Annotated in this window: 24 protein-coding genes; 6 read left to right on the forward strand and 18 right to left on the reverse strand. The window is 62.5% G+C overall.

Translation table 11 applies throughout. The features are described from left to right. Nucleotides 1-5: 5 nt before the first annotated feature. The 4 genes from MesoLj_RS12145 to MesoLj_RS12160 all read right to left on the reverse strand — a co-directional run bounded on the left by MesoLj_RS12145 (nt 6) and on the right by MesoLj_RS12160 (nt 3,694). The gene (locus MesoLj_RS12145; RefSeq protein ID WP_140777316.1) at nt 6-644 is read right to left on the reverse strand and encodes a 50S ribosomal protein L25/general stress protein Ctc; all 639 of its coding nucleotides are present in this window, start codon (nt 642-644) and stop codon (nt 6-8) included. Nucleotides 645-988: 344 nt separating this feature from the next. Beyond that, nucleotides 989-1,933 carry a hypothetical protein gene (locus tag MesoLj_RS12150; protein ID WP_244735351.1) on the reverse strand — a complete coding sequence of 315 codons (945 nt, stop codon included), beginning with the start codon at nt 1,931-1,933 and terminating at the stop codon, nt 989-991. Further along, the gene (locus MesoLj_RS12155; RefSeq protein WP_202326126.1) at nt 1,930-2,961 is read right to left on the reverse strand and encodes a glycosyltransferase; all 1,032 of its coding nucleotides are present in this window, start codon (nt 2,959-2,961) and stop codon (nt 1,930-1,932) included. The genes MesoLj_RS12150 and MesoLj_RS12155 overlap by 4 nt, the downstream gene beginning before the upstream one ends. 292 nt (nt 2,962-3,253) lie before the next feature. Next, nucleotides 3,254-3,694 (reverse strand): MarR family winged helix-turn-helix transcriptional regulator, encoded by a 441-nt coding sequence (locus tag MesoLj_RS12160; protein ID WP_140777312.1) that lies wholly within the window; start codon nt 3,692-3,694, stop codon nt 3,254-3,256. Nucleotides 3,695-3,844: 150 nt separating this feature from the next. Between MesoLj_RS12160 and MesoLj_RS12165 the strand changes: the two genes are divergently transcribed. Both MesoLj_RS12165 and MesoLj_RS12170 read left to right on the forward strand, forming a co-directional pair. Next, the gene (locus MesoLj_RS12165) at nt 3,845-4,702 is read left to right on the forward strand and encodes an alpha/beta fold hydrolase (RefSeq protein ID WP_202326127.1); all 858 of its coding nucleotides are present in this window, start codon (nt 3,845-3,847) and stop codon (nt 4,700-4,702) included. Nucleotides 4,703-4,940: 238 nt separating this feature from the next. Further along, a complete protein-coding gene (locus tag MesoLj_RS12170; RefSeq protein ID WP_202326128.1) occupies nt 4,941-5,318 on the forward strand; it encodes a nuclear transport factor 2 family protein in 378 nt (125 codons plus the stop codon). Between the two features lie 222 nt (nt 5,319-5,540). Here the strand turns inward: MesoLj_RS12170 and MesoLj_RS12175 are convergent, their stop codons facing one another. Continuing rightward, nucleotides 5,541-6,770 (reverse strand): MFS transporter, encoded by a 1,230-nt coding sequence (locus tag MesoLj_RS12175; protein ID WP_181180172.1) that lies wholly within the window; start codon nt 6,768-6,770, stop codon nt 5,541-5,543. Nucleotides 6,771-6,921: 151 nt separating this feature from the next. On the opposite strand from MesoLj_RS12175, the gene MesoLj_RS12180 reads away from it, so the two are divergent. After that, nucleotides 6,922-7,806 carry an AraC family transcriptional regulator gene (locus MesoLj_RS12180; protein WP_202326129.1) on the forward strand — a complete coding sequence of 295 codons (885 nt, stop codon included), beginning with the start codon at nt 6,922-6,924 and terminating at the stop codon, nt 7,804-7,806. 252 nt (nt 7,807-8,058) lie between these two features. Here MesoLj_RS12180 and MesoLj_RS12185 read toward each other — a convergent pair whose 3' ends face one another. The 9 genes from MesoLj_RS12185 to MesoLj_RS12225 form a co-directional block, all read right to left on the reverse strand. Beyond that, nucleotides 8,059-8,994 carry a ribose-phosphate pyrophosphokinase gene (locus MesoLj_RS12185; protein WP_097572321.1) on the reverse strand — a complete coding sequence of 312 codons (936 nt, stop codon included), beginning with the start codon at nt 8,992-8,994 and terminating at the stop codon, nt 8,059-8,061. 168 nt (nt 8,995-9,162) lie between these two features. Continuing rightward, nucleotides 9,163-9,795, reverse strand: coding sequence for a hypothetical protein (locus tag MesoLj_RS12190; protein ID WP_202326130.1), 633 nt, complete (start codon nt 9,793-9,795; stop codon nt 9,163-9,165). A 43-nt stretch (nt 9,796-9,838) separates the two neighbouring features. Then, nucleotides 9,839-10,990, reverse strand: coding sequence for a M24 family metallopeptidase (locus MesoLj_RS12195; RefSeq protein ID WP_140777284.1), 1,152 nt, complete (start codon nt 10,988-10,990; stop codon nt 9,839-9,841). Beyond that, entirely contained in the window at nt 10,990-11,784 is a 795-nt protein-coding gene (gene pgeF / locus MesoLj_RS12200; RefSeq protein WP_202326131.1) for a peptidoglycan editing factor PgeF, read from the reverse strand. The genes MesoLj_RS12195 and pgeF overlap by 1 nt, the downstream gene beginning before the upstream one ends. Nucleotides 11,785-11,898: 114 nt before the next feature. Next, complete coding sequence (locus MesoLj_RS12205; protein WP_202326132.1) at nt 11,899-12,987, reverse strand: class I SAM-dependent methyltransferase; 1,089 nt, start codon at nt 12,985-12,987, stop codon at nt 11,899-11,901. Next, nucleotides 12,984-13,844, reverse strand: a complete 861-nt coding sequence (gene lgt / locus MesoLj_RS12210; RefSeq protein WP_202326133.1) for a prolipoprotein diacylglyceryl transferase — start codon at nt 13,842-13,844, stop codon at nt 12,984-12,986. Before lgt ends, MesoLj_RS12205 begins: the two co-directional genes overlap by 4 nt. Before the next feature lie 134 nt (nt 13,845-13,978). Further along, nucleotides 13,979-14,212, reverse strand: coding sequence for a BrnA antitoxin family protein (locus tag MesoLj_RS12215; protein ID WP_019860643.1), 234 nt, complete (start codon nt 14,210-14,212; stop codon nt 13,979-13,981). A gap of 191 nt (nt 14,213-14,403) precedes the next feature. Continuing rightward, nucleotides 14,404-14,706 (reverse strand): type II toxin-antitoxin system RelE/ParE family toxin, encoded by a 303-nt coding sequence (locus tag MesoLj_RS12220; RefSeq protein ID WP_202326134.1) that lies wholly within the window; start codon nt 14,704-14,706, stop codon nt 14,404-14,406. Further along, nucleotides 14,703-14,963 (reverse strand): type II toxin-antitoxin system ParD family antitoxin, encoded by a 261-nt coding sequence (locus MesoLj_RS12225; protein WP_202326135.1) that lies wholly within the window; start codon nt 14,961-14,963, stop codon nt 14,703-14,705. Before MesoLj_RS12225 ends, MesoLj_RS12220 begins: the two co-directional genes overlap by 4 nt. Nucleotides 14,964-15,120: 157 nt before the next feature. Between MesoLj_RS12225 and MesoLj_RS12230 the strand changes: the two genes are divergently transcribed. From MesoLj_RS12230 to MesoLj_RS12240, 3 genes are all read left to right on the forward strand, one after another. Continuing rightward, entirely contained in the window at nt 15,121-15,423 is a 303-nt protein-coding gene (locus MesoLj_RS12230) for an accessory factor UbiK family protein (protein WP_140745441.1), read from the forward strand. Nucleotides 15,424-15,767: 344 nt separating this feature from the next. Continuing rightward, nucleotides 15,768-16,268 carry a YbjN domain-containing protein gene (locus MesoLj_RS12235; RefSeq protein ID WP_013893499.1) on the forward strand — a complete coding sequence of 167 codons (501 nt, stop codon included), beginning with the start codon at nt 15,768-15,770 and terminating at the stop codon, nt 16,266-16,268. Nucleotides 16,269-16,279: 11 nt separating this feature from the next. Further along, entirely contained in the window at nt 16,280-16,639 is a 360-nt protein-coding gene (locus tag MesoLj_RS12240; RefSeq protein WP_202326136.1) for a tRNA-binding protein, read from the forward strand. Nucleotides 16,640-16,905: 266 nt separating this feature from the next. Here MesoLj_RS12240 and MesoLj_RS12245 read toward each other — a convergent pair whose 3' ends face one another. The 4 genes from MesoLj_RS12245 to MesoLj_RS12260 form a co-directional block, all read right to left on the reverse strand. Then, nucleotides 16,906-17,928, reverse strand: coding sequence for a glycosyltransferase family 4 protein (locus MesoLj_RS12245; RefSeq protein ID WP_202326137.1), 1,023 nt, complete (start codon nt 17,926-17,928; stop codon nt 16,906-16,908). A 221-nt stretch (nt 17,929-18,149) separates the two neighbouring features. Then, nucleotides 18,150-19,565 carry an ATP-binding protein gene (locus MesoLj_RS12250; RefSeq protein ID WP_140777271.1) on the reverse strand — a complete coding sequence of 472 codons (1,416 nt, stop codon included), beginning with the start codon at nt 19,563-19,565 and terminating at the stop codon, nt 18,150-18,152. A 147-nt stretch (nt 19,566-19,712) separates the two neighbouring features. Then, nucleotides 19,713-20,432 carry a response regulator gene (locus MesoLj_RS12255; protein ID WP_115142172.1) on the reverse strand — a complete coding sequence of 240 codons (720 nt, stop codon included), beginning with the start codon at nt 20,430-20,432 and terminating at the stop codon, nt 19,713-19,715. Next, nucleotides 20,419-20,952 (reverse strand): MarR family winged helix-turn-helix transcriptional regulator, encoded by a 534-nt coding sequence (locus MesoLj_RS12260; protein ID WP_172348963.1) that lies wholly within the window; start codon nt 20,950-20,952, stop codon nt 20,419-20,421. The genes MesoLj_RS12255 and MesoLj_RS12260 overlap by 14 nt, the downstream gene beginning before the upstream one ends. Nucleotides 20,953-21,141: the final 189 nt, after the last annotated feature.

A 21,141-nucleotide genomic window follows, 5' to 3' on the forward strand; every position in this document is an offset into this window, starting at 1 on the left:
AAGAGTTACTTCTCTTCGGCGGCGGGAGCCGCCTCAGGTGCGGCCTCGGCCGTCTCTTCCGTCTCCGGCTTCATCGCCGACGAACCGGCAATGGTCGCGATGGTGAAATCGCGATCGGAGATCACCGGCTTGACGCCGGCCGGCAGCTTGACCGCCGAGATGTGGATCGAGTCGCCGATATTGGTGCCGGTGAGATCGACGGTGATGAATTCCGGGATCGCATTGGCCGGGCAGTGGAACTCGACTTCGTGACGCACGATGTTGAGCACGCCGCCGCGCTTGATGCCGGGCGACTTGTCCTCATTGATGAAGTGGACAGGCACGTCAACATTGACCTCGGTGTCCTTGCCGATACGCAGGAAGTCGACATGGACAGGGAAATCCTTGACCGGGTCGAGCTGGAAGTCCTTCGGCAGGACCTGGATCTTCTTGCCGTCGACATCGATCGTGGCGACCGTGGTCAGGAACCCGCCGCCATGGATCTTGTAATAGATGTCCTTGTAGGTGAGAGCGATCGCCAGGGGAGGCTGCTTGTCACCATAGATTACTGCAGGCACTTTACCGTTGCGGCGAACTGCACGGGCGGACCCCTTACCGACCTGTTCGCGCGCTTCGGCCTTGAGCTCGTAAGTATCGTGGCTCATGGCTTTTCCTTTCGCGTTTTATGGAGCGTTCGCGGTGGGCAATGTGCCCGAGCCGTAAACGTCGAAAGCCGCCGGTCCTGGATTTCCGAATGAAGGCTACCGCTTTGAGACGGACCTTTGTTCGGGATCACAGGGGAAGGCAGCCTTCCGCCGCGTTGCCTCCAAGGGTGTCTACGCGGGTGGCGGCTCTATAGCGGAAGGCAGCGAGAGGCGCAAGCGGTTGGGCTGTAAGGCTTGAAAGGCAGTTCCAGGATCGACGATATACCCGGATGGTCTCATCATCCGACAGTCCGCCAAGGAGTCGCCAAGCCTGCGTTGGGAGAGGCAACGACCGATGGCAGGCATCATTGCCGCGACATAGGTTTTGACAACCAGCGGCGAAGCTTTTGGGTCAAAGTGCGTTTGGATCGTGCCCGGAAGGTAATTTGCACGCGCCAATCAGGAATATCATTCGCGGATTCCGTGCTTGCCGTCCGGGCCTTCCGCGCCAGCCATGGCACGTCGACAAGCGCGCATCCATTGGCCCGCAGCCGGTTGGTGAGCATCTGTTCATTGAGAATAGCCCGGGCCTTGCTTTCGAAAAACGGTAGCGTTTCCGCCGTAAGATCGAACCTTGAATGCCAGACTACCTCTTTGCCGGCTCTGTCGCCGGTGAGCCAACGCAGCAAAAACTGCTGATATTCTTGCGAGATCGGTGCGTCATCACGAAAGGGTTGCCGAGGGTTGCCGCTGAAAATCGGTGCGCTCCTCCCGACGCTTACCAAGGATCCCAGGCTGCTGAGTTGCCGCGGGTGCATCAGGATGAACGAGCTGCGGAGCCAGGCCTGCGAAGCGGTTCCGAAGATCGAGATGGCCTCGCCGTGAAAATCAATGCAGCCCAACGCCCCTTGCAAGCCGAGTAACGCCCGCAACGAGCCACCATCAATCAATTTGAGATGGTCGGATGTCGATGCTGCGAAAGCCGAAGTGGCCAAGTGAATGAGATCGTAGTGATGAAGTTCGGCGCCGATACGGTTGATGCCGAAGTCCCACGCGGAGAACTCCCAATCTTCGTTCGACGCGCCGATCAGTTCGACCCCGCAGTCGAGATCAGAGCCATGACCGACTGGCAGCGAATTGTCGATCACGAGCATGCGATGCGCTACGTCCGGGATCTGGTGGGCGAACATGGCTCGCAAGTCCCGCCATGCGGTCGGATACTTCTCGGTTCCGTGACGCACCAGAAGGGTCAAAACACGAAGCGGCTGGGTGTGCATGGCGAATCCGGACGCGCCGGTTTCCGGCGTCAACGCGTTCTTCCCGTCAAGCGCGAGCGGATTTTTCTCAGGGTCTTCTTGAGACGGGATGGCCGCTTCGGTCGAACTGCCGGTCCGGCGGCCTGGGCGGACGTTTGACGGCGGTCGGACCTCAACGGGTTATGAAATGCTTCCATCTCCTTGCGGACGGCGGCGAATATTGCCTCTCCCTCAGGCCCGCCGCGGGTCTCCCAAAGCTTCGCTCGGTCGGCAATATCGTAGGTTGCCTCCAATTCCGCGCAGACGGCGGCGAATGCAGCGTCGCCATCAAGGCCATCCTGCGCTTCCCATAATTTTACCCGGTCCACTATGTCGTAGACCGCCCGCAGCAGCGCGGTGGCGACAACGTAGTCCGACCGCGACCTGGATTGAGCCAGCCAGTACGCTATGCGTTCTTGTCCGAAAGTCTCCAAGGGGGTGCTGGCGTCGAAGAACGAGACCCTGTCTCGCTCGCTCGTATAACGATTGGTTTTTTCAATCCATTGATGCGCATCCCGATGCGACAGATTGTGGATGCACACGCCTCCATCATGCGGGACATCGTAGACCTCGCTCGTTATTCGTCCGACCTCTTCATGCAGCGTCGAGACGAATTCCGCCGCGCCGCGGCGAAAGGCGCGCACATTGTAGGACGGCCAGTAATACGCACCATCGTCGTGGCGTCCCATAATGTATTCGCGCTTGGGTATGCGAAACACGCCGGCCGGATGGGAGCCGGCATTTTCCCTTACCCAGCGAATAGCCTCGACGCTGAGGCATTCGTCGTGATCCAGATAGAGTATGAAGTCGTGTGAACATGCATCGTAGGCGACAAACCGCGTCTCGGTGGGCAATGGCGACCAGGGCACGGAGATGACTTTGTCGGCAAAGCCGGCCGCGACAGCAGCCGTGCCGTCAGTGGATGATTTGTCGACAACAATGAGCTCATCGACAAAGCGCAAGGAGCGCAAGCAAGTCTTGAGAATTTCTCCACTGTTATAGGTTATGACGAAGCCACTTATCTTGGGGCTGTTGACACCCATTACCGCACCTTTGCCGCAGAATTGCTCGGGCTATACCCTACAGCGGAATAGAGGTCCCATAGGTCAATTCCGCACGAATCATAGCTCCAGTTTCGTTCGCGCGGGTCTGAACACAAGAGGGCGAACGAAGTAAGTATTTCGGTTCCGCTTGATTGCAAGTCCGTCAACGAGCGTTGCGATTGGCTGGCCCGCACTCACCAAATCAATCGACGTTGACATGACGCAAATGCAATCCGCTTTCGCGCCGCATCCGCCGCGAGCGCAGTCCAAGCTGCGCCGAGCCATTCAAGCTTCAGCTGGTGGCGGCCAGATTGCCGCTTAACGCGTCGCGCAGCGCCTGGACCTGGCGGTTCAGGGTGTCGAGCTCGGCGAGCGTCATGCCCGAACGCTCGATTAGCGTCTCGTTCAGGCAGTTGCACTGGACGAGCAGCGCGCGCCCGGCCGGTGTCAGGTCGACCTGGACCTGGCGCTCGTCGGTCTGGCTGCGCTGGCGGGTGACAAGGCCAGCCTGTTCCATGCGCTTGACCAGCGGCGTGACGGTGCTTGATTCCAAGGCCAGCCGGTGGGCGATCCCGCCGACCGACATGCCATCGGCCTCGCCCAGTGCGTTCAGCACGAGATATTGCGGATAGGTGATCCCCATCTCGTCCAGCATCGGCTTGTAGGTGCGGTTGATCGCCATGCTGGTGGCATAGAGTGTGAAGCAGAGCTGGTTGTCCAACGGGAGAGGCACGACGCGTTCCTTGTTTGCCGACGTAGGAAATTCGCTACCACGAAAAATGATATCGCGATACATATTTTTGTAGACAGCGGTTCAAGGCTGCGCTAGTCATATAGTTATCGCGATATTGTTTATCGCGAAAAACAATCAAAGGAGATTGAGATGGCTTCGCAGACAAAATCCGGTTCCGGCAGCGGCACGATCACCACCAAGGACGGCACGCAGATTTTCTACAAGGATTGGGGAACCGGCCAGCCCATCGTCTTCCATCATGGCTGGCCGCTGAGCAGCGATGACTGGGACGCCCAGATGCTGTTCTTCCTGGCACAAGGCTACCGCGTCATCGCCCATGACCGACGCGGCCATGGCCGCTCGACGCAGACGGATATCGGCAACGAGATGGACACCTACGCCGCCGATGTCGCTGAACTCGCGGCGCATCTCGACCTCAAGAACGCCATCCATGTCGGCCATTCGACCGGCGGCGGCGAAGTGGCGCGTTATGTGGCACGGTATGGCTCGGGCGGCCGCGTCGCCAAGGCGGTGCTGATCGGCGCGGTGCCGCCGATCATGCTCAAGACCGCGGCCAACCCCGGCGGCCTGCCAATAGAAGTCTTCGACGGGTTCCGCACTGCCCAGGCGGCCAATCGCGCCCAGTTCTTCCGCGACGTTCCGGCCGGTCCGTTCTATGGCTTCAACCGTCCGGGTGCCGAGGTTTCGCAGGGCGTCGTCGACAATTGGTGGCGTCAGGGCATGATGGGCGGCACCAAGGCGCATTATGATTGCATCAAGGCGTTCTCGGAAACCGACTTCACCGAGGATCTGAAGGCAATCGACGTGCCGGTGCTGGTCATGCATGGCGATGACGACCAGATCGTCCCCATCGCCGACTCGGCGCTGCTGTCGATCAAGCTGCTCAAGAAGGGCGAGCTCAAGGTCTACAAGGGTTTCCCGCACGGCATGGCGACCACCCACGCCGATGTCATCAACGCCGACCTGTTGGCCTTCTTCAAGGCATAGGCCGCACCCGGTATAAAGGGGCACCCGCCATTGCGGCGGGTGCTTCGGTCGGCTTCAGACGGTGCTCATGCCGAATGCGCGCCTGGCAGCGCTGGCGGCCTGTAGCAGTTGCACCTCAGCCGGGCGTTGCATTGCGCGCGGCCGTGAACGATAGTTTCTTGACCGGACAGGCGAGAGACATTGGATCGAGCCTTGTGCCGTCCGCCGGCTCCGGCATTCGTGATCCGGAGGATGGAAGATGAACGCGGAATCGATCGACTATAACGGCCTGATGCAGGCTAACCTTACGCGGGTATTCGGCGAACGCGACGCCGACCGGCGCCTTGTGGCGATCCGCGAACTCTACGCCGGCGATGCCGTGCTTTACGAGCCGGATGCTTCGGCAACGGGCCATGCCGCCATTAATCATTCGGTGAGTAAGCTGCTGTCGAGCCTGCCGCCGACCTTTGCCTTCACGGCGACGGGCCCTGCCGTCGGCCATCACGGCGTCGGGCGGTTGCGCTGGCAGTCCGGGCCGCTCAACGGCCCTGTCGCCGTCACCGGAATTGATGTCGCGCATTTCCACGGCAACCTCATCCAGTCGCTTTTTGTTTTTCTCGACCCCGCCGGCGGCTGACGCGCCCGTTCACTGAACGAGTTGCCATGCCCAAAACCTGCCTGGAAGCCTTGCTTCGCCGCGTGAAAGGGCGGGCAACGCGGCGTCTCATCCTATCGACGCCTACGCTGCCTCCGTCTCTAGCAACGAATGTCTAGAGCTCTTTGTTTTGACGCAATTCCCAAGGGCAAGCGCTAGGCGCTTGTCCCGGGAAAACCGTTTCACACCTTTCCTGGAATTGCTCTAGGCTTTTCTTGCTTCCTTCATGTTCGGCAGGAACACAGTCAGCAAGCCCAGGAACGGCAAATACGAGCAGATCTGGAAGACGAAATCGATGCCTTTCATGTCGGCGACGACACCCAGCACGGCGGCCGCGATGCCGCCCATGCCGAAGGCGAAGCCGAAGAAGATGCCGGCGATCATGCCGACGCGGCCCGGCACCAGTTCCTGTGCGAAGACGACGATGTTGGAGAAGGCCGACGACAGGATCAGTCCGATCAGCACGGTCAGCACCATCGTCCATTCCAGATTGGCGTAGGGGAGCGCCAGCGTGAAGGGCAGGACACCGACGATCGAGAACCAGATCATCGCCTTCTGTCCGTAGCGGTCGCCGAATGGGCCGCCGAGCAGGATGCCGAGCGCCGAGGCGCCGAGGAACAGGAACAGCATCACCTGGCTCATCTGCACCGACACCCCGAACTTATGGATGGAGTAGAAGGTATAGTAGCTGGCGAGGCTGGCGATATAGGCGTTCTTGCTGAGCACCAGCAGGGTCAGCACGATCAATGCCGACATCACCTTGCGGCGCGGGAAGGGGGAGACGAAGCTTGCCGCCTTGCGGTTGCCTTGCGCGGCGCGCAGACGGCTGTACCAGCCGCCGACCTGCCACAGGATGACGATGCCGATCAGCGAGCCGACGGCGAACCAGGCGATGCTGGTCTGGCCGAACGGCACGACGATGAAGGCGGCCAGCAAGGGGCCCATGGACTGGCCGAAATTGCCGCCGACCTGGAACAGCGACTGTGCCAGGCCAAACCGGCCGCCAGACGCGAAGCGGGCGATGCGCGAGGATTCGGGGTGGAAGATCGCCGAGCCGATGCCGATCAGCGAGGCGCCGATGAGGAGCAGGTAGTAGTGCCCCGCATAGGCCAGTACAACCAGCCCGATCAGCGACGCCGCCATGCCGTAAGGCAGGGAATAGGGCATCGGCCGCTTGTCGGTGATCATGCCGATGATCGGCTGCAGCAAGGATGCCGTGACCTGGAAGGTGAAGGTCAAAAGGCCGATCTGCCAGAAGTCGAGGCCGTAATTGTCTTTCAGAAGCGGGTAGATGGCCGATAGCAGCGACTGCATGATGTCGTTGATGCAGTGGCACAGGCTCACCGCCAGGATGACGGTGAAGGCCGTCGCCTGGGCTGAAGCGTGACTGGCGCTCGTTGATGGCGCGACGCTGGTGGCTGTCGTATCGGTCAAGGGTGGCTCCGTGGTCTTTTTGGCGGGCACGCCCGCAGGTAATCTGGCGGCCGCTCCTGCGGCAGCCTTAGGGACGGTTGCCTTATAAGCTGCTTGCAGGGCGACTTCTTTCGTGGTTTGGTCCAATAGTTTCGCGAGTGGGCCATAGCCGATGCCACATGGCAGAGAAATCTTCCACGCCGGCAACGCCGATCTCGGCAAGTTGCACGAGAGCCGCTGGCAGTGGCTGGAACAAGTGGCCGGGCCGGCGGTGGCCTTGCCGACCGAATATCCTGACGGCTACCATGTGCCGCAACATCGACACAGCCGCAGCCAGCTGCTGCACGCGTTGGTCGGCGTCGTGCTGGTAAAGACGCGGCACGGGCGCTGGATGGTGCCGCCCGACCATGCAATGTGGATTCCGGCCGGCATCGAACATTCCGTCGAGATGCTGGGCGACGTCTCGATGCGCTCGGTCTATGTCATGCCGGGTGCGATCCCCGGGCTGCCCGAAGGCTTGCGCGTCGTCGGCGTCACCGAACTGATGCACAGCCTGATCGTGGAGTCGGAGAAACTGCCGCAAGGCGGCGAGTTGGAAGGACGCGGCGGGTTGATCATGAACCTGCTGCTGCATGAAATCCCGACCTTGCCGGAACGGCCGCTCGGGCTCCCATTCCCGTCCGATCCGAGGCTGGCGGCGCTGTGCCGTCGCTTCGTCGCGGCGCCTTCGCCGCATGCAACGATCGACGAATGGGCCGATGCCGTCGGGATGAGCCGGCGCTCCTTCACGCGCGCCTTCCAGCGCCAGACCGGCCTGTCCTTGTCGACATGGCGCCAGCAGGCGTGCCTGTTCGCGGCGCTGCCGAGGCTCGCCGATGGCGAGCCCATCACCAGGGTGGCGCTCGATCTCGGCTATGACAGCGTGCCGGCCTTCATCACCATGTTCAAGCGCATGCTGGGCTCCTCGCCGCGCGGATATATGCGCGGCGCGCGCGACAATGGCGAAAGTGTTCGTCGGCCAAGCGTGCCGGCGCGGCTGGAAGGTCCTGCAGCCTAGAGCAATTCCAGGAAAAGTGTGAAACGGTTTTCCCGGGACAAGCGCGTAGCGCTTGCCCTTGGGAATTGCGTAAAAACAAATAGTTAGAGCGGTTCTGCGATTCCGTGAAACGCTGAACCGCTCTAGAGCAATTCCAGGAAAAGTGTGGGCGGTTTTCCCGGGACAAGCGCGTAGCGCTTGCCCTTGGGAATTGCGTCAGAACGAAGAGTTGGAGCGGTTCGCCGTTTCCATGAAATGGTGAAACGCTCCAGACTAGTCGAACAGGCTCGACACCGATTCCTCGGTCGCCGTGCGCGAGATCGCCTCGCCCATCAGGTCGGCGATCGAGATGACGCGGATATTGGGAGCGTCGAGCACGCCTTGAGTCGGCTGGATGGAATCGGTGATCACCAGTTCCTGCAGCTTCGAGCCGCTGATGCGGGCGACAGCGCCGCCCGACAGCACGCCATGGGTGATATAGGCGGTGACGCTGGTGGCGCCGTTGGCCAGGAGCGCATCGGCGGCGTTGCACAGCGTACCGCCGGAATCGACGATATCGTCGATCAGCAGGCAATCCTTGCCGGCCACCGCGCCGATGATGTTCATGACTTCCGATTCGCCCGGGCGCTCACGGCGCTTGTCGACGATGGCCAGTTGCGCATCGAAACGCTTGGCCAATGCGCGGGCCCTGACCACGCCGCCAATGTCGGGCGACACCACCACGACGTTGCCGAGCTGCTTGTATTTCGCCTTCACGTCGCGGGCCATCACCGGCACCGAGAACAGATTGTCGGTCGGGATGTCGAAGAAGCCCTGGATCTGGCCGGCATGCAGGTCGAGCGTCAGAACGCGGTCGACGCCGGCGCGGGTGATCATGTTGGCGACCAGCTTGGCCGAGATCGGCGTGCGGCCGGAGGCCCGGCGATCCTGCCTGGCATAGCCGAAATAAGGAATCACCGCCGTGATGCGCCGGGCCGAGGAGCGCATGAAGGCATCGATCATGATGAGCAGTTCCATCAGATGATCGTTGGTCGGGAACGAGGTCGACTGCAGGATGAAGACATCCTCGCCGCGCACGTTTTCCTGGATTTCGACGAAGATTTCCTGGTCGGCGAAGCGCCTGACGCTGGCCTTGCCCAGCGGGATGTTGAGATAGCGGGCGACCGCTTCGGCCAGCACCCTGTTGGAATTGCCCGCGAAGAGTTTCATGCACCGTTCCTGGTGGGGGATGGGAAGGCCTGACAGACTCTCCCGCACCTTTTAATCGGGCTTTTAGCGGCCCGCGCTGGTATTGCAAGCGCCGAGATCGGGAATCCGCCGGCTAAGCTGAAGAAAGGTTCGTGCCATCGCCGAGAGGCAACACTCGAGCATGCCTTGTCAGCCAGCCTTGCCGCCCAGAAATGCCGCGAACTGGTCGATGGTCTGGTCGGCGATCGCCTGCATGGTGGCCGGCGAGACGCCCTTCCAGCTGTCGGCGCCAGCGCCGGCGCCGGAATTGACCGAAGGCGCCTTCATCTGGCCGTTGATGCGGTGCAGGCGGTTGCCGGCCGGGTCGTAGACGTCCCAGACATAGATGACGGTGGTGTCCTTGCCCTCCGAAATCGCCGAGAAATAACCTTTCAGCACATGAGTCGCGGTCTGGTCGGCGCTGCCGGCAAGCGTGATGCCGCGCTGCCTGGCGCGCGTCTGCAGTTCCGCCGTCAGCGGGGTCGCGGCCTCCACCGAAGCGCCGACGATCGGCGCGATCTGCAGCCGGGTCTTCGACAGGATGGCGGCACTCTGGGCCGAGGTAAGCGGCGTGGTGGTGGTCGCGGACGCCCCCGCCGTGGTGGTCGCAGGCGCAGTTGCCGATGGGGCGGGAATGGTGGCCGCTGTGCTGCCCGGCGCCGCCGGCGTCGAGGTCGCAGGCGGGGTGATGGCGGAAGGTTCGAGAACGTCCTTTGCGTTGGTGCAGGCGGCAAGAGCCAATGCCACAAGCAATGACACGGTCGTCACATGCGATCGTCTCATTTGCCTTCTAACTCCTTGGCGAAGAACGCCTCCCATTATGGATTCACTGTACGATCAAGTCGAGATCATGGCGGGACAGCGGCTTCGGCTGGGATTCGGTGGTCAGGTAGGTGCGGCCAAGCGTCATTGCCGTCTCGGTCTCGGAATCCATGATGATCATGTGGGCGAACAGCGTCATGTGCGGCGCGATCGGCTCGGGGTTGCCCTGGTAGAACATCGGCATGTCCATCCAGGACGGCGTGAAGCGGGCGCCGACGGAGTAGCCGCAGGCGTTCAGCCGGTGCTTGGTCAGGCCGTGTGCCTCCATGGTGCGGGCATGCGCGTCGAAGACGTCGCCGAAGCTGTTGCCCGGCGTCATCGCCTTTTCGACGGCGAGAAGGGCCGCGCGCGCTGCGTCGAACAGCTCCTGGTGGCGCTTCGAAACCTTGCCGGTCAGCACCGTGCGCATCATCGGCGCATGGTAATGATGGAACACGCCGGCCCATTCGAGCGTCAGCTGGTCGTTCTTGGTCAGCTTGCGCCGGCCCGCCTTGTAGCGGCAGAGCAGCGCATCGACACCGGAGCCGATGATGAATTCATTGGCCGGATAGTCGCCGCCACCGGCAAAGACCGCGCCCTGCATGGCAGCCAGGATCAGCGCTTCGTCGCCGCCCTGCTTGATCAGGGGCAGCGCCGCGTCCAGCGCATCGTCGGAAAGGTTGGCGGCCTTCTCGGCCTTGGCGATTTCGGCCGGGCTCTTGAACAGGCGCAGCCGCCCGACGATGCCGGACGCGTCGGCGATCTGGCCAAAGGTCTGCAACTGCTCGTCCAGCCGGCGGCCATTGTACGCGGTCAGCCCGTGGGTGTCGTATTCGACGCCGATGCGGGCGCCAAGCAAATTGAGATCGTTGAGCAAATTGCGCAGGTCGACCGCCGGGTTGGCGCCGTTGCGGTCGGTCCACAGTACGATGTTGTCTATGATGGAGGTGTGGCGCGCCTGGCGCAGGTCGGCCGAGCGGGTCAAGAGCACCATCGAGCCGTCGGCCTTCACCACGAGGCACTGGAAGAAACAGAAGCCGAACGTGTCGTAGCCGGTCAACCAGTACATGCTTTCCTGCGCGAACAGCAGGATGGCATCGAGTTTCTTCTCGGCCATCTCGATCATCAGCCGGTCGCGCCGCGCGTCAAATTCCGACCGTTCAAAATGCAGCGCCATTATTCATTCTCCAAAACGATGGCCGAAACCTGCCGGCCGTAATCGGGCTCCTTGCGGTGCGTGGTGCGCCGGTAGGAGTAGAACAGATCTTCCTCGGCATAGGTGCAGCGGCCAAGGCCCTCGGCGGTCACGCCGGCCCTTGCCAGCCGGTCGACCGTATAGCTGGCGAGATCGAACATGGCATGGCCTGATGTGGTGGAGGGCGCGAAGTAGCCGATGTTTTCGGCGTCGGCCTCGACGAAGCGGGCAATGAATTCCGGCCCGACCTCGTAATTGCCGGGGCCGATCGAGGGGCCGAGCACGGCGACGATGTTTTCGCGCCGGGCACCCAGGCCTTCCATGGCTGCGATGGTGTTTTCCAGCACGCCGGTGAAGGCGCCTTTCCAGCCGGCATGCGCCGCGCCGATGATGCGCGCCCCGGCATCCGCGAACAGCACCGGGCCGCAGTCGGCGGTCGAGGCGCCGATGGCGATGCCAGGACGGTCGGTGACGATGGCATCGGCCTTGGGCCGTTCTCCGGCAAAGGGTTCCCTGGCGATGACGACGTCGGGGGAATGGATCTGCCAGGCGGTCAACAGATGGTTCGTCGGCACGCCCATCCAGGCGGCGACGCGGGCGCGGTTCTCGGCCACCAGCGTCTGATCGTCATCCGATCCGGTGCCGATGTTGAGGCCCTGGTAGATGCCGGTCGAGACGCCGCCCGCGCGGGTGAAATAGCCGTGGCGGATGCCTTGTGACTGCGCCTTGTCCAGCAGCGGGGACCGAACGGGATCCGGTTTGGTCTGATTGAGCATGCGGGCGTTGTTGTCCGTATGGGCGGTTTCGTCAAGAAAAAGCAGAAGCGAGGCGGCCGGCGGTTCGGCCGCTCTCTTGCCGGACGGGAGATTGGAAGGGGCAGCGGCGAAAAGTCAATCCGCTGTCGCGAAGGGCCGGACGGCGGCGCCGCGCGGCACGACCGCAAGCACCTTGAACAGTTCGCCCATCGCCTGCGGCCCGGCGAGGCGCTCGACATCCTCGGTGATCTTGTCGCGGGCGGCCTGGCCGGCATCGGCGCCAAGCCGGCCGGCACGCTCGAGTATGCCCATGCCGAGCAGGAAACCGCCCTGTGTCGACAGATGGGCGTCGAGACCATGCGCGCGCACGATCGCGGCAAGGGCGGAGAAATCGACATGCGAGGTGAGGTCGGCTTCGCCTGGATTGGCCAGCACATCTTCGTGATTGTGCCGGCGCAAGGCCTGCAGCGTGTCGCCGACACCCGGTTGCAAGTGGCCATAGTCGAGGAACAGCCCGGCGCCGCCGTTTCGGGCCATGCGGTCGGCAATGGCCGCCATCAGGGCGGTGCGGGCGGGCGCCACCTCGACGATCGCCCCTTGCGGCGCTTCAGCAGCGTCGACGGGCAGCAGCGTCGGGTCGACCGAGCCGGCGCCGGCGAAGAAACAAAGGGTGTTCTCGTCGTCCAGGCTCACCATGCGCTCGCGCCAGCCGGCGCCGGCGCGGACGAACTGGCGGATCGGTATGGCGTCGAACAGTTCGTTGCCGACTAGGAGCAGCGGCTGATGCGGCAAGGTGTCGATGGTCTCGTGCCAGCGAACCGCAAAAGGCGTCGCGCCAAGCGTCTGTTTCTGGACTTCGGTCAGGCGTGGACTGGTCTCGATCATGGCGAAGGCGGCGCCATTGGCCAGGGTCGGATCAAGCCGCGACAGCGTGCGCAGCATGTCCTTCATCAGCGTGCCGCGACCGGGGCCGATCTCGGCGATGGTGACCGGCATCGGCCGGCCGATCGCTGTCCAAGCCTGGTAAAGCCACACGGCGACGAGTTCGCCGAACATCTGGCTGATCTCCGGCGCGGTGATGAAGTCGCCGGCGGCGCCGAACGGTTCGCGCGTCGTGTAGTAGCCGTCAGCGGGGTCGAACAGGCACAGCGCCATGTATTCGTTGACGGGAAGGGGGCCCAGCGCCTCGATCAGGTCGACGATACGGGTCTTCAGCCGCGTCATGTCGCCTGCGGCTGCGCTTGCGTCACCGGCTTGGCTGTTACCATCGCCCAGATACCGATCAGCACCATCGGGGTCGACAGGATCATGCCCATGGTCAGCCAGTTGGTGCCAAGGAGGTAGCCGAGCTGCTGGTCGGGTTCGCGGAAGAATTCGACAAAGACGCGCGACAGGCCGTAGCCGCAGATGAAGGCGCCGCCGACGAAGCGCGGCGTCTTCAGCTTGAGGCGCGAATGGGTCAGGATGCGCAGGACCAGGAACAGCACCAAGCCTTCGAGCAGGGCCTCGTAGAGCTGGCTCGGATGGCGGGTGAACGGCCCGCCATTGGGGAATTCTATCGCCCAGGGCACGTCAGTCGGCCGGCCCCAAAGCTCCGAATTGATGAAGTTGGCGACGCGCACCAGGCCGAGCCCGACCGGCACGCCGGCGGCCACGACATCGAACAGCGACCAGGTGCGGATGCCGCGCTTGATGGAAAACAGCGTCATGGCGAGGATGACGCCGAGCAGGCCGCCATGGAAGGACATGCCGCCTTGCCAGACCGCGAAGATGTCGAGCGGATGCTGGATATAGCGCGCCAGGTCGTAGAACAGGACATAGCCGGTGCGGCCTCCGAGCACGACGCCGATCGCCGCCCAGACGATGAAATCGTCGAGGTCCTCCGGCTTCATCGGCAGCACGCCGTCGGGCCACAGTTTCGGGTTGGCCGCAAGCCGCTTGGCATACCACCAGGCAAACAGGATGCCGACAATGTAGCCGACGCCATACCAGTGCACCGCCAGCGGCCCGATCTGGATGAGGATCGGGTTGATGTTGGGGAAAGGCAGCGAGGCCAGCGGCAGCAGGAAATATTCGTTCAACGGGGAGCTCTCGGTTGCGTTCGCATTCGGGCGCGGACCATGCGGCAGGGTTTTGGCAGGGTCAAGGCAAGCCGGTCGCCGTCAAGTGTCGCGACGGATCACCATTGCGAGCCGTCGCGCCGTGCGTGGTCAACTCACCCCTTGGCGGCCACCCATTGCCGCAATGCGTCGTTGATCCTGTCCTGCCAGCCGGGCCCGTCTTCCTGGAAATGGTCGAGCACCGCCCGGTCGATTCGGATCGAGACAAGCTCGCGGACATTCGGGGCGGTCGAGGGTTCGCGAACTGGCGCTGCCGGCTTCTTGACCGGCTTGAAGGCCGCTTCGGCGGCTGCGAACGGATTTGTCGGTCGGCGCGGGGGCGTTGCCATTGGGTGATCCTGATTGAAGACGACTCGTGCTTGGCGCAAGCCGCGAGAAAAGACGCCACAATAGGCAACTTGGTGCGATCGCGTAAGAAGGCAGCTGCTTGAACGTCCCGCAGACGCGGGTTCTGTGTTACGCTCGACTTCGAGCGCAGACCATGCCGCAGGACTTTGGCTGGTCACGCAAGGTCGCGCCGTCAATTGTCGGGGAACAAGATCGCCCCTAGGTCCGTTGCACCATGCAGAATATGCAGTATTTCCACGGTATCGGCACTGGCGCGGTAGAAAATCAGGTAGTTGCCATGGACGCGCCGGCGGATGCCTGATGATCGATGCCGCTCAAAGAGCGGATATCGCTCCGGCATGGTGTGCAATTCCATACAATCGCGGCGCAATTCCTGGATGAACGTGACGGCCCGAAATGGGCTGTCGAGCGCGATGTAGTCGCCAATGGCTTCGAGGTCTGCCTCAGCCTGGTTTGTAAAGACCAGCCGCTTCACTTGGTTTTGGCTGCCATTATCTTGTATTTGGCCTCAAGCCTGTCCAGCACCTCGTCGCCGGGCTTAACCCGGCCGGCATCGGCATCCGAAATGCCTTTGGCTAGGGCTGCATCGAGGGCGGCGAGCCGCTTCTCTCGTTCTTCAACGAGGCGAACGCCCTCTCGCAGCACTTCACTCTTCGAATTATAGCGGCCGGTGCTCACGAGCTGGTTGACGATATCTTCGAGACGACTGCCCAAGTCTGCGCTGATGGCCATAACGACGCTCCTGAAAAACATTCAAGAAGAATAATAATAGTTATTGATCGGGTTTGCCAGTGATTTGGGTGGCCGACTTGATGCCGCACCAGCCCTCAACGTTCTTGCATTCCTCGCCCCGCGCCACTACGTCATTTCGAGCAAGCGAGGATTTGCCATGTCGACCGGACCGAACCGCATTCTCGATGAATTCGCCAAGCTGATGACCGACGCAGCCGGGGCCGCGCAAGGCGTTCGGCGCGAGGTGGAGACCGCCTTCAAGGGCCAGGCGGAGCGTATCCTCAATTCGATGGACGTGGTGCAGCGCGAGGAATTCGAGGCCGCGCGCGAGATGGCCGCCAAGGCTCGGGACGAGAATACCCGCCTTGCCGCCCGCATCGAGGCGCTCGAGGCCAGGCTCGCCGAACTGGCCGGCGATGCCGCACCAGCGGCGGCGGCGAAGCCCCGCGCAAAAAAATAATCGTTAAACTTTTCCACATAGTCCGAGCTTGAAAAGCGCTTTGCCGTGAATCGCTTAACGGCATTGCATGAATCTTTGTGACAGCGCCTTTCCACATGCGAATGACGCAGTGCGAAAAATTGGGCTGTTCACGCGACTCCCGATCAATAGACTGAATTTGTTGCATGATTCGGAGCAGGGTCATGCGGCCGGGCGGTGGGGTCCGGTCTGGGGTCTTTGCGTCGAGAAGTAGTCTTTAGCGCGAAGAAAGTCCTGGCCGTCCGAGTTCTAGATCAGATTGTTCGTTGTGTGTGCCCTCCCGCGGAGCGTGTGGCGGCGCTCCTCAGAACGACAGGAAGCATTCCATGGAACTTCTCGAACTCGAATTCTCCCGCGAAATCCATCCGGTGGATGTTATCGAGCAGGTGGCCCACAACAATGACTGGTCCTTCGAACGGGCCGGCGATGATGAAATTTCGATCTCGGTCGCCGGCAGCTGGACCGACTATCACGTCTCATTCTCCTGGATGGAGGATTTCGAAGCGCTGCATCTGGCCTGCGCCTTCGACATCAAGGTGCCGGAGACCCGTGCGCTGGAAGTGATGCGGCTGTTGTCGCTGATCAACGAACAGATGCTGTTCGGTCATTTCGACCTCTGGGAGCAGGAGGGCGCGATCATGTTCCGCCAGTCGCTGCTGCTGGCCGGTGGGGTCGAGCCCTCAAGCCAGCAGGTCGAGGTGCTTTTGTCCTCGGCGCTGGAAGCCTGCGAATGCTATTTCCAGGCTTTCCAGTTCGTCGTCTGGTCGGGAACCTCGGCCAAGGATGCGCTGGCGGGCGTGCTGTTCGAGACCTACGGCAACGCTTGAGCGGTACGCGAATGAGTGCAAGCAAAGAGCGTAAGCCCGAGATCAGTTTTGCCGATTTCGATCGTGTCGACATCCGCGCCGGCACGATCGTCGAGGCCGAGCCGTTCCCGGAGGCGCGCAAACCGGCTATCAAGCTGAAGATCGATTTCGGACCCGACATCGGGGTGAAGAAATCCTCGGCGCAGATCACCAAATATTATGCGCCGGAGACGCTGGTCGGCCGACAGGTGTTCGCGGTGGTCAATTTCCCGCCACGCCAGATCGGGCCGTTCATGTCGGAAGTGCTGACGCTCGGTTTTCCCGACGAGGAGGGCGCCGTGGTGCTGGGCGCCATCGAGCGCAAGGTGCCGGACGGCGGGCGCCTGTTCTAGCCTTCGTCATCCACGGGCGGAGCGGGCGCGAAGCGCACGCGCAGACCCGAGGATCCATGCCGCGACAGTGGCCGAAGAGCGGGGCGGTCCAGAAAGTCGTCTTACCCCTGATCCAGCATAAATGGCTTCGCGGCTACTCATGGCCGCAGAGTCTTCACCGAGCGGACACTTGCAGGCCACGGAATGGATCCTCGGGTCTGCGCGCCGGCTTCGCCGACGCTCCGCCCGTGGATGACGAAGGAGGGAGGCATCCTGTGCGCCAGGCTTCAGGCCGCCAGCTTGCGCGTTGTACCCAGCGCTTCCTCGACCGTATCCATGAACATCTCCGCGCAGGCTTTCCAACTGTAGCGCATGGCGCGTTCGCGGGCCTGGTCGCGGCTGACGTTGAGCGCTGCAAGCGAGGCTTCGCGCAAATCGTTGGAGACCGCGCCGCCAAAGCCGTCGCCGACAATGTCGATCGGCCCGGTCACCGGATAGGCGGCGACCGGCGTGCCGCTGGCCAGCGCCTCGATGATGACGTTGCCGAACGTGTCGGTGCGGCTGGGGAAGACGAAGACATCGGCCGAGGCGTAGATCTCCGCCAGTTCGTCATTGGGGCGGTGGCCAAGGAAATGCGCATTGGGGTAGCGCGCCTTGAGCTTGGCAAGCTCCGGACCCTCGCCGACCACCACCTTGCTGCCGGGCAGGTCGAGGTCGAGGAAGGCAGGCAGGTTCTTTTCGATGGCGACGCGGCCGACGCAGAGAAACACCGGACCGGGGAAGCCGAGATCCTTCCTCTTGTCGGGACGGAAGTGGTCGGTGTCGACGCCGCGCGTCCATGGCCTCAGCTTGTTGAAGCCGCGCGCCGAAAGGTCGTCGGCGAGCGACTGGGTGGCCACCAGCGTGCCCTGGCCGGAATTGTGGAAATCGCGCAGCCAGCGATAGGCCCAGCTCTCCGGCACCGGCAGGCGGGCGCTCAGATATTCGGGGAAGCGGGTGTGATAGCTGGTGGTGAATGGCCGGCCGGCATTGCGGCAATAGCGGCGTGCCATGATGCCGAGCGGCCCCTCGGTGACGATGTGGACGTGGTCGGCCTTGTAGCCGTCGATCAGCTTCGCGACATGGCCGGGCGTGGTCAGCGCCAGGCGGATGTCGGGATAGGTCGGCAGGGGCAGCGTGCGAAAGATGTTGGGCGTCAGGAAATCCACCGCGACGTCGAAGGATTTGAGCGTTTCGGTGAGCCGCTCCAGCGTGTGGACGACGCCGTTGACTTGCGGGCGCCAGGCGTCGGTGACCATCAATATGCGCATGGCGGCCCTTTGCTGGAAAGGTCGACGATTGCCTTGAGACGATGCCGGAACGGCGACCAGCCTGCCGCCCTCGCTTCGCTCCAGCGCACCCGGGTGGGCACGGGGTCGAAGTGAGGCGGTTGGGCCGAATCAAGTGTGGTCGCGCGCTTCATGCGCGCTCTTCACCATGATTTCATGACGGGCGGATGAAGCCTGATGCTTCGCCTGGTACTTGGGCTCGCCTAGGCCGGGACCTTGATGACCGCGCGCAGGCCGCCGAGCGGACTGTCGTCGAGGGTGATGTCGCCGCCATGGCTGCGGGCGATGTCGCGGGCGATCGACAGGCCGAGCCCGGTGCCGCTGGCATCGAGGTTGCGAGCCTCGTCCAGTCGCACGAAGGGCTTGAACACGTGCTCGCGCCTGTCGACCGGAATGCCGGGACCGTCGTCGTCGACGGTGACCACAAGCGAGCCGCGGCCGTGGTTGGCATTGACCTCCACCGTCTTGGCATAGCGGAATGCGTTGCCGATGACGTTGGACAGCAGCCGCGCGAAGGCGTTTGGCCGTACATGCACCGTCGGGTCGCCGGAAAGCGTCGTCGACAGCTTGCATTTGCGCAGGGCGGCTTCCTCGCCGAGCTTCTGGAAATAAGCCTCGAGATCGAAACGTCCCGGGTCCTCGGAGGCTTCGCCGCGGGCAAAGGCGAGATAGCCTTCCAGCATCGACTGCATGTCATCGATGTCCTGGTTGAGCGCCGCCTTGGTCTCGGTCTTGCCGCCTGCCAGTGCCAACTGCAGCTTGAAGCGGGTGAGGATGGTCCTGAGATCATGGCTGACGCCGGTCAGCATGGCGGTGCGCTGTTCTATCTGGCGCTCGATGCGCTCGCGCATCTGGATGAAGGCAAAGCCGGCACGGCGGACTTCCTCGGCGCCGCGCGGGCGAAAATCGCGCGGCATCGGCCGGCCCTTGCCGAAGCTTTCGGCGGCCTCGGCGAGCGTGAGGATCGGCCGGATCTGGTTGCGCAGGAAGGGGATGGCGATCATCAACAGCACCAGCGAGGTGCCGACCATCCAGATCAGGAAGATATGGGTGTTGGACGCATAGGCCTGGCTACGGCGCACGAAGACGCGCAGCACCTTGCCTTCGAGCTGGACGCGCACCTCGACGATGTTGGAATTGCCGACCGTGTCGATCCAGAACGGCCGGTTGATCTGGCGGGTGATCTCGGCCGAGAGAACGTCGTCGAGGATCGAGAAGAACGGTTTCGGGCCGGGCGGTGGCAAGGGATCCGGCGGCAGCAAATCGACCTTCAACTGCATGCGGTCCTGCGCGATGCGGATGATGTTGGCGTAATCGGCGTCGTGCGGGTAGGTCTCGATCAGGTCGATGATGGCGGCTATGTCACGCACGGTGGCCTGCGACAGGCGCTGCGTCACCGTTGCCCAGTGGCGTTCCATGAAAACGAAGGCGACCACTGATTGCAAAAGGATCATCGGCGCGATGACGATGATCAGCGAGCGCGCATAGAGGCGCTTGGGCATGTAAAGCGAGACGAGGCGCCAGAACCGGTTCCAGATGCGCGGCACCGCCTTGAGCGCTCGCGTGGCGCGTGCGCTCAAGCCGTCAGGCCCCGGCTCTTCCAGTTCCGTCGTCGCCATTGGCTCTTTTCATTTCGTCCACGGCACTAGATCAGAACGACGTCTGGTTCAATCGCCTTACTGATCCAACTCTTTGTTGAAGCATGATCTTTTCCGAAAACCGGTTCCCACTTTTCGGGGTCATGCTCCAGAGCCGCAGCCGCCATTCTATTCCACGCTGAGCCGATACCCAATACCGCGCACGGTCTGCAGCCAGACGGGGTTGGACGGATCGCGCTCGATCTTGCGGCGCAGCCTGTTGATCTGCACGTCGATGGTGCGCTCGCCGACTTCCGAATCGTCGCCGACCAGTTCGTGGCGCGGGATGGTCTCGCCGGCCCGCGCCGCGAAGATCGCCAGGATCTCCTGCTCGCGATCGGTCAGCTTCAGCGCCTCGCCGCCTCGCTTCAGTTCGCGCCTGGCGATCTGGAAGGTGTAGGGACCGAAGACCAGCTGTTCGACCTTGGGCGTCGTCGCCGGGCCGCCACGGCGCAGGATGTTGTTGATGCGCAGGATCAACTCGCGCGGGTCGAAGGGCTTGGGCAGGTAGTCGTCGGCGCCGGCCTCCAGTCCGGAGATGCGGCTGTCGGTCTCTGAAAGTGCGGTCAGCATCAGGATCGGCACGTTCTTTTCGGCGCGCAGCGATTTAGTGAGATCGACGCCGCTTTCGCCGGGCATCATGACATCGAGTACAAGCAGGTCGAAATCGAGGCCGGCGAGCTTGCGCCTGGCTTCGCCGGCATTGCCGGCGACGGTGACGCGAAAGCCGTTTTCGGTCAGATACTGCTTGAGAAGATTGCGGATGCGTGTGTCATCGTCGACCACAAGCAGATGCGGCGCGTCGTCGTCCGGTGCGGCCGCCTGATCGACCCTCTCAGTGCTCTCCATGGCTTTTCCCTGACATTTTTGCGGACCCAACGTCGATCTGAGCTCTCAGTTCCGGATTGACCATCGCTTCGAGGAAGCGTTCCACCAAGGTCCGTTCGGCGGCGCCGGAATCTTCCAATGCAGCACGGATGCGGCGCGACTGTGGCCGCGCCAGCGCCAGTGCCAGCGCCCGACCCTTGGCTGTCGGGTAGAGCTCGCGCTGGCGGCGGTCGCGCGGGCCTTGCAATTGCACGACATGGTCGGTGTCGATCAGTTGCTTGAGCACCCGCGCCAGGCTCTGCTTGGTGATCTTCAGCACGTCGAGCAGTTCGGCGACCGTCAGGCCCGGCCTGCGGTTGACGAAATGCAGCACCCGGTGGTGGGCACGGCCGAAGCCATAGTCGGCCAGTATCTGGTCGGGATCAGAGGTGAAGTCGCGATAGGCGAAGAAAAACAGTTCGATGATGGCGAAGTCGATGCCGTCCTCGACTGACATCGCGGTCCTGATCGGTTTTCCGGCAGAAGGGCTTCGATCCGTCATCATTTCTCCATGGGAACGGGAGATTATGTCAGTACTATTGACGTAATTTCCCTGCAATGGTAATTTTTGACAAGCTTTTGGGCGGATTGCGAACGAAAAGGCAAGTCAGGCCGGTTTTTCCGGAATTTCCTGAGTTTGCCAGAGCGCGATTATCCGCCTACGCTTCGAGACACCGGCCGGCGTCTCAAA

Origin of the sequence: Mesorhizobium sp. 113-3-9, from assembly GCF_016756515.1 — a bacterium.
In the GTDB taxonomy this organism is placed as follows: domain Bacteria; phylum Pseudomonadota; class Alphaproteobacteria; order Rhizobiales; family Rhizobiaceae; genus Mesorhizobium.

Bases quoted from the DNA above. Each gene is read 5' to 3' on its own strand.
- MesoLj_RS12195 (WP_140777284.1), bottom strand. From the start codon at position 10,990: ATGGCGCTGCATTTTGAACGGTCGGAATTTGACGCGCGGCGCGACCGG.
- MesoLj_RS12165 (WP_202326127.1), top strand. From the start codon at position 3,845: ATGGCTTCGCAGACAAAATCCGGTTCCGGCAGCGGCACGATCACCACC.
- MesoLj_RS12245 (WP_202326137.1), bottom strand. From the start codon at position 17,928: ATGCGCATATTGATGGTCACCGACGCCTGGCGCCCGCAAGTCAACGGC.
- MesoLj_RS12255 (WP_115142172.1), bottom strand. From the start codon at position 20,432: ATGGAGAGCACTGAGAGGGTCGATCAGGCGGCCGCACCGGACGACGAC.
- MesoLj_RS12155 (WP_202326126.1), bottom strand. From the start codon at position 2,961: ATGGGTGTCAACAGCCCCAAGATAAGTGGCTTCGTCATAACCTATAAC.
- pgeF (WP_202326131.1), bottom strand. From the start codon at position 11,784: ATGCTCAATCAGACCAAACCGGATCCCGTTCGGTCCCCGCTGCTGGAC.
- MesoLj_RS12235 (WP_013893499.1), top strand. From the start codon at position 15,768: ATGGAACTTCTCGAACTCGAATTCTCCCGCGAAATCCATCCGGTGGAT.
- MesoLj_RS12260 (WP_172348963.1), bottom strand. From the start codon at position 20,952: ATGACGGATCGAAGCCCTTCTGCCGGAAAACCGATCAGGACCGCGATG.
- MesoLj_RS12215 (WP_019860643.1), bottom strand. From the start codon at position 14,212: ATGGCAACGCCCCCGCGCCGACCGACAAATCCGTTCGCAGCCGCCGAA.
- MesoLj_RS12190 (WP_202326130.1), bottom strand. From the start codon at position 9,795: ATGAGACGATCGCATGTGACGACCGTGTCATTGCTTGTGGCATTGGCT.
- MesoLj_RS12170 (WP_202326128.1), top strand. From the start codon at position 4,941: ATGAACGCGGAATCGATCGACTATAACGGCCTGATGCAGGCTAACCTT.
- MesoLj_RS12240 (WP_202326136.1), top strand. From the start codon at position 16,280: ATGAGTGCAAGCAAAGAGCGTAAGCCCGAGATCAGTTTTGCCGATTTC.
- MesoLj_RS12180 (WP_202326129.1), top strand. From the start codon at position 6,922: ATGCCACATGGCAGAGAAATCTTCCACGCCGGCAACGCCGATCTCGGC.
- MesoLj_RS12185 (WP_097572321.1), bottom strand. From the start codon at position 8,994: ATGAAACTCTTCGCGGGCAATTCCAACAGGGTGCTGGCCGAAGCGGTC.
- MesoLj_RS12225 (WP_202326135.1), bottom strand. From the start codon at position 14,963: ATGGCCATCAGCGCAGACTTGGGCAGTCGTCTCGAAGATATCGTCAAC.
- MesoLj_RS12205 (WP_202326132.1), bottom strand. From the start codon at position 12,987: ATGACGCGGCTGAAGACCCGTATCGTCGACCTGATCGAGGCGCTGGGC.
- MesoLj_RS12145 (WP_140777316.1), bottom strand. From the start codon at position 644: ATGAGCCACGATACTTACGAGCTCAAGGCCGAAGCGCGCGAACAGGTC.
- MesoLj_RS12230 (WP_140745441.1), top strand. From the start codon at position 15,121: ATGTCGACCGGACCGAACCGCATTCTCGATGAATTCGCCAAGCTGATG.
- MesoLj_RS12250 (WP_140777271.1), bottom strand. From the start codon at position 19,565: ATGGCGACGACGGAACTGGAAGAGCCGGGGCCTGACGGCTTGAGCGCA.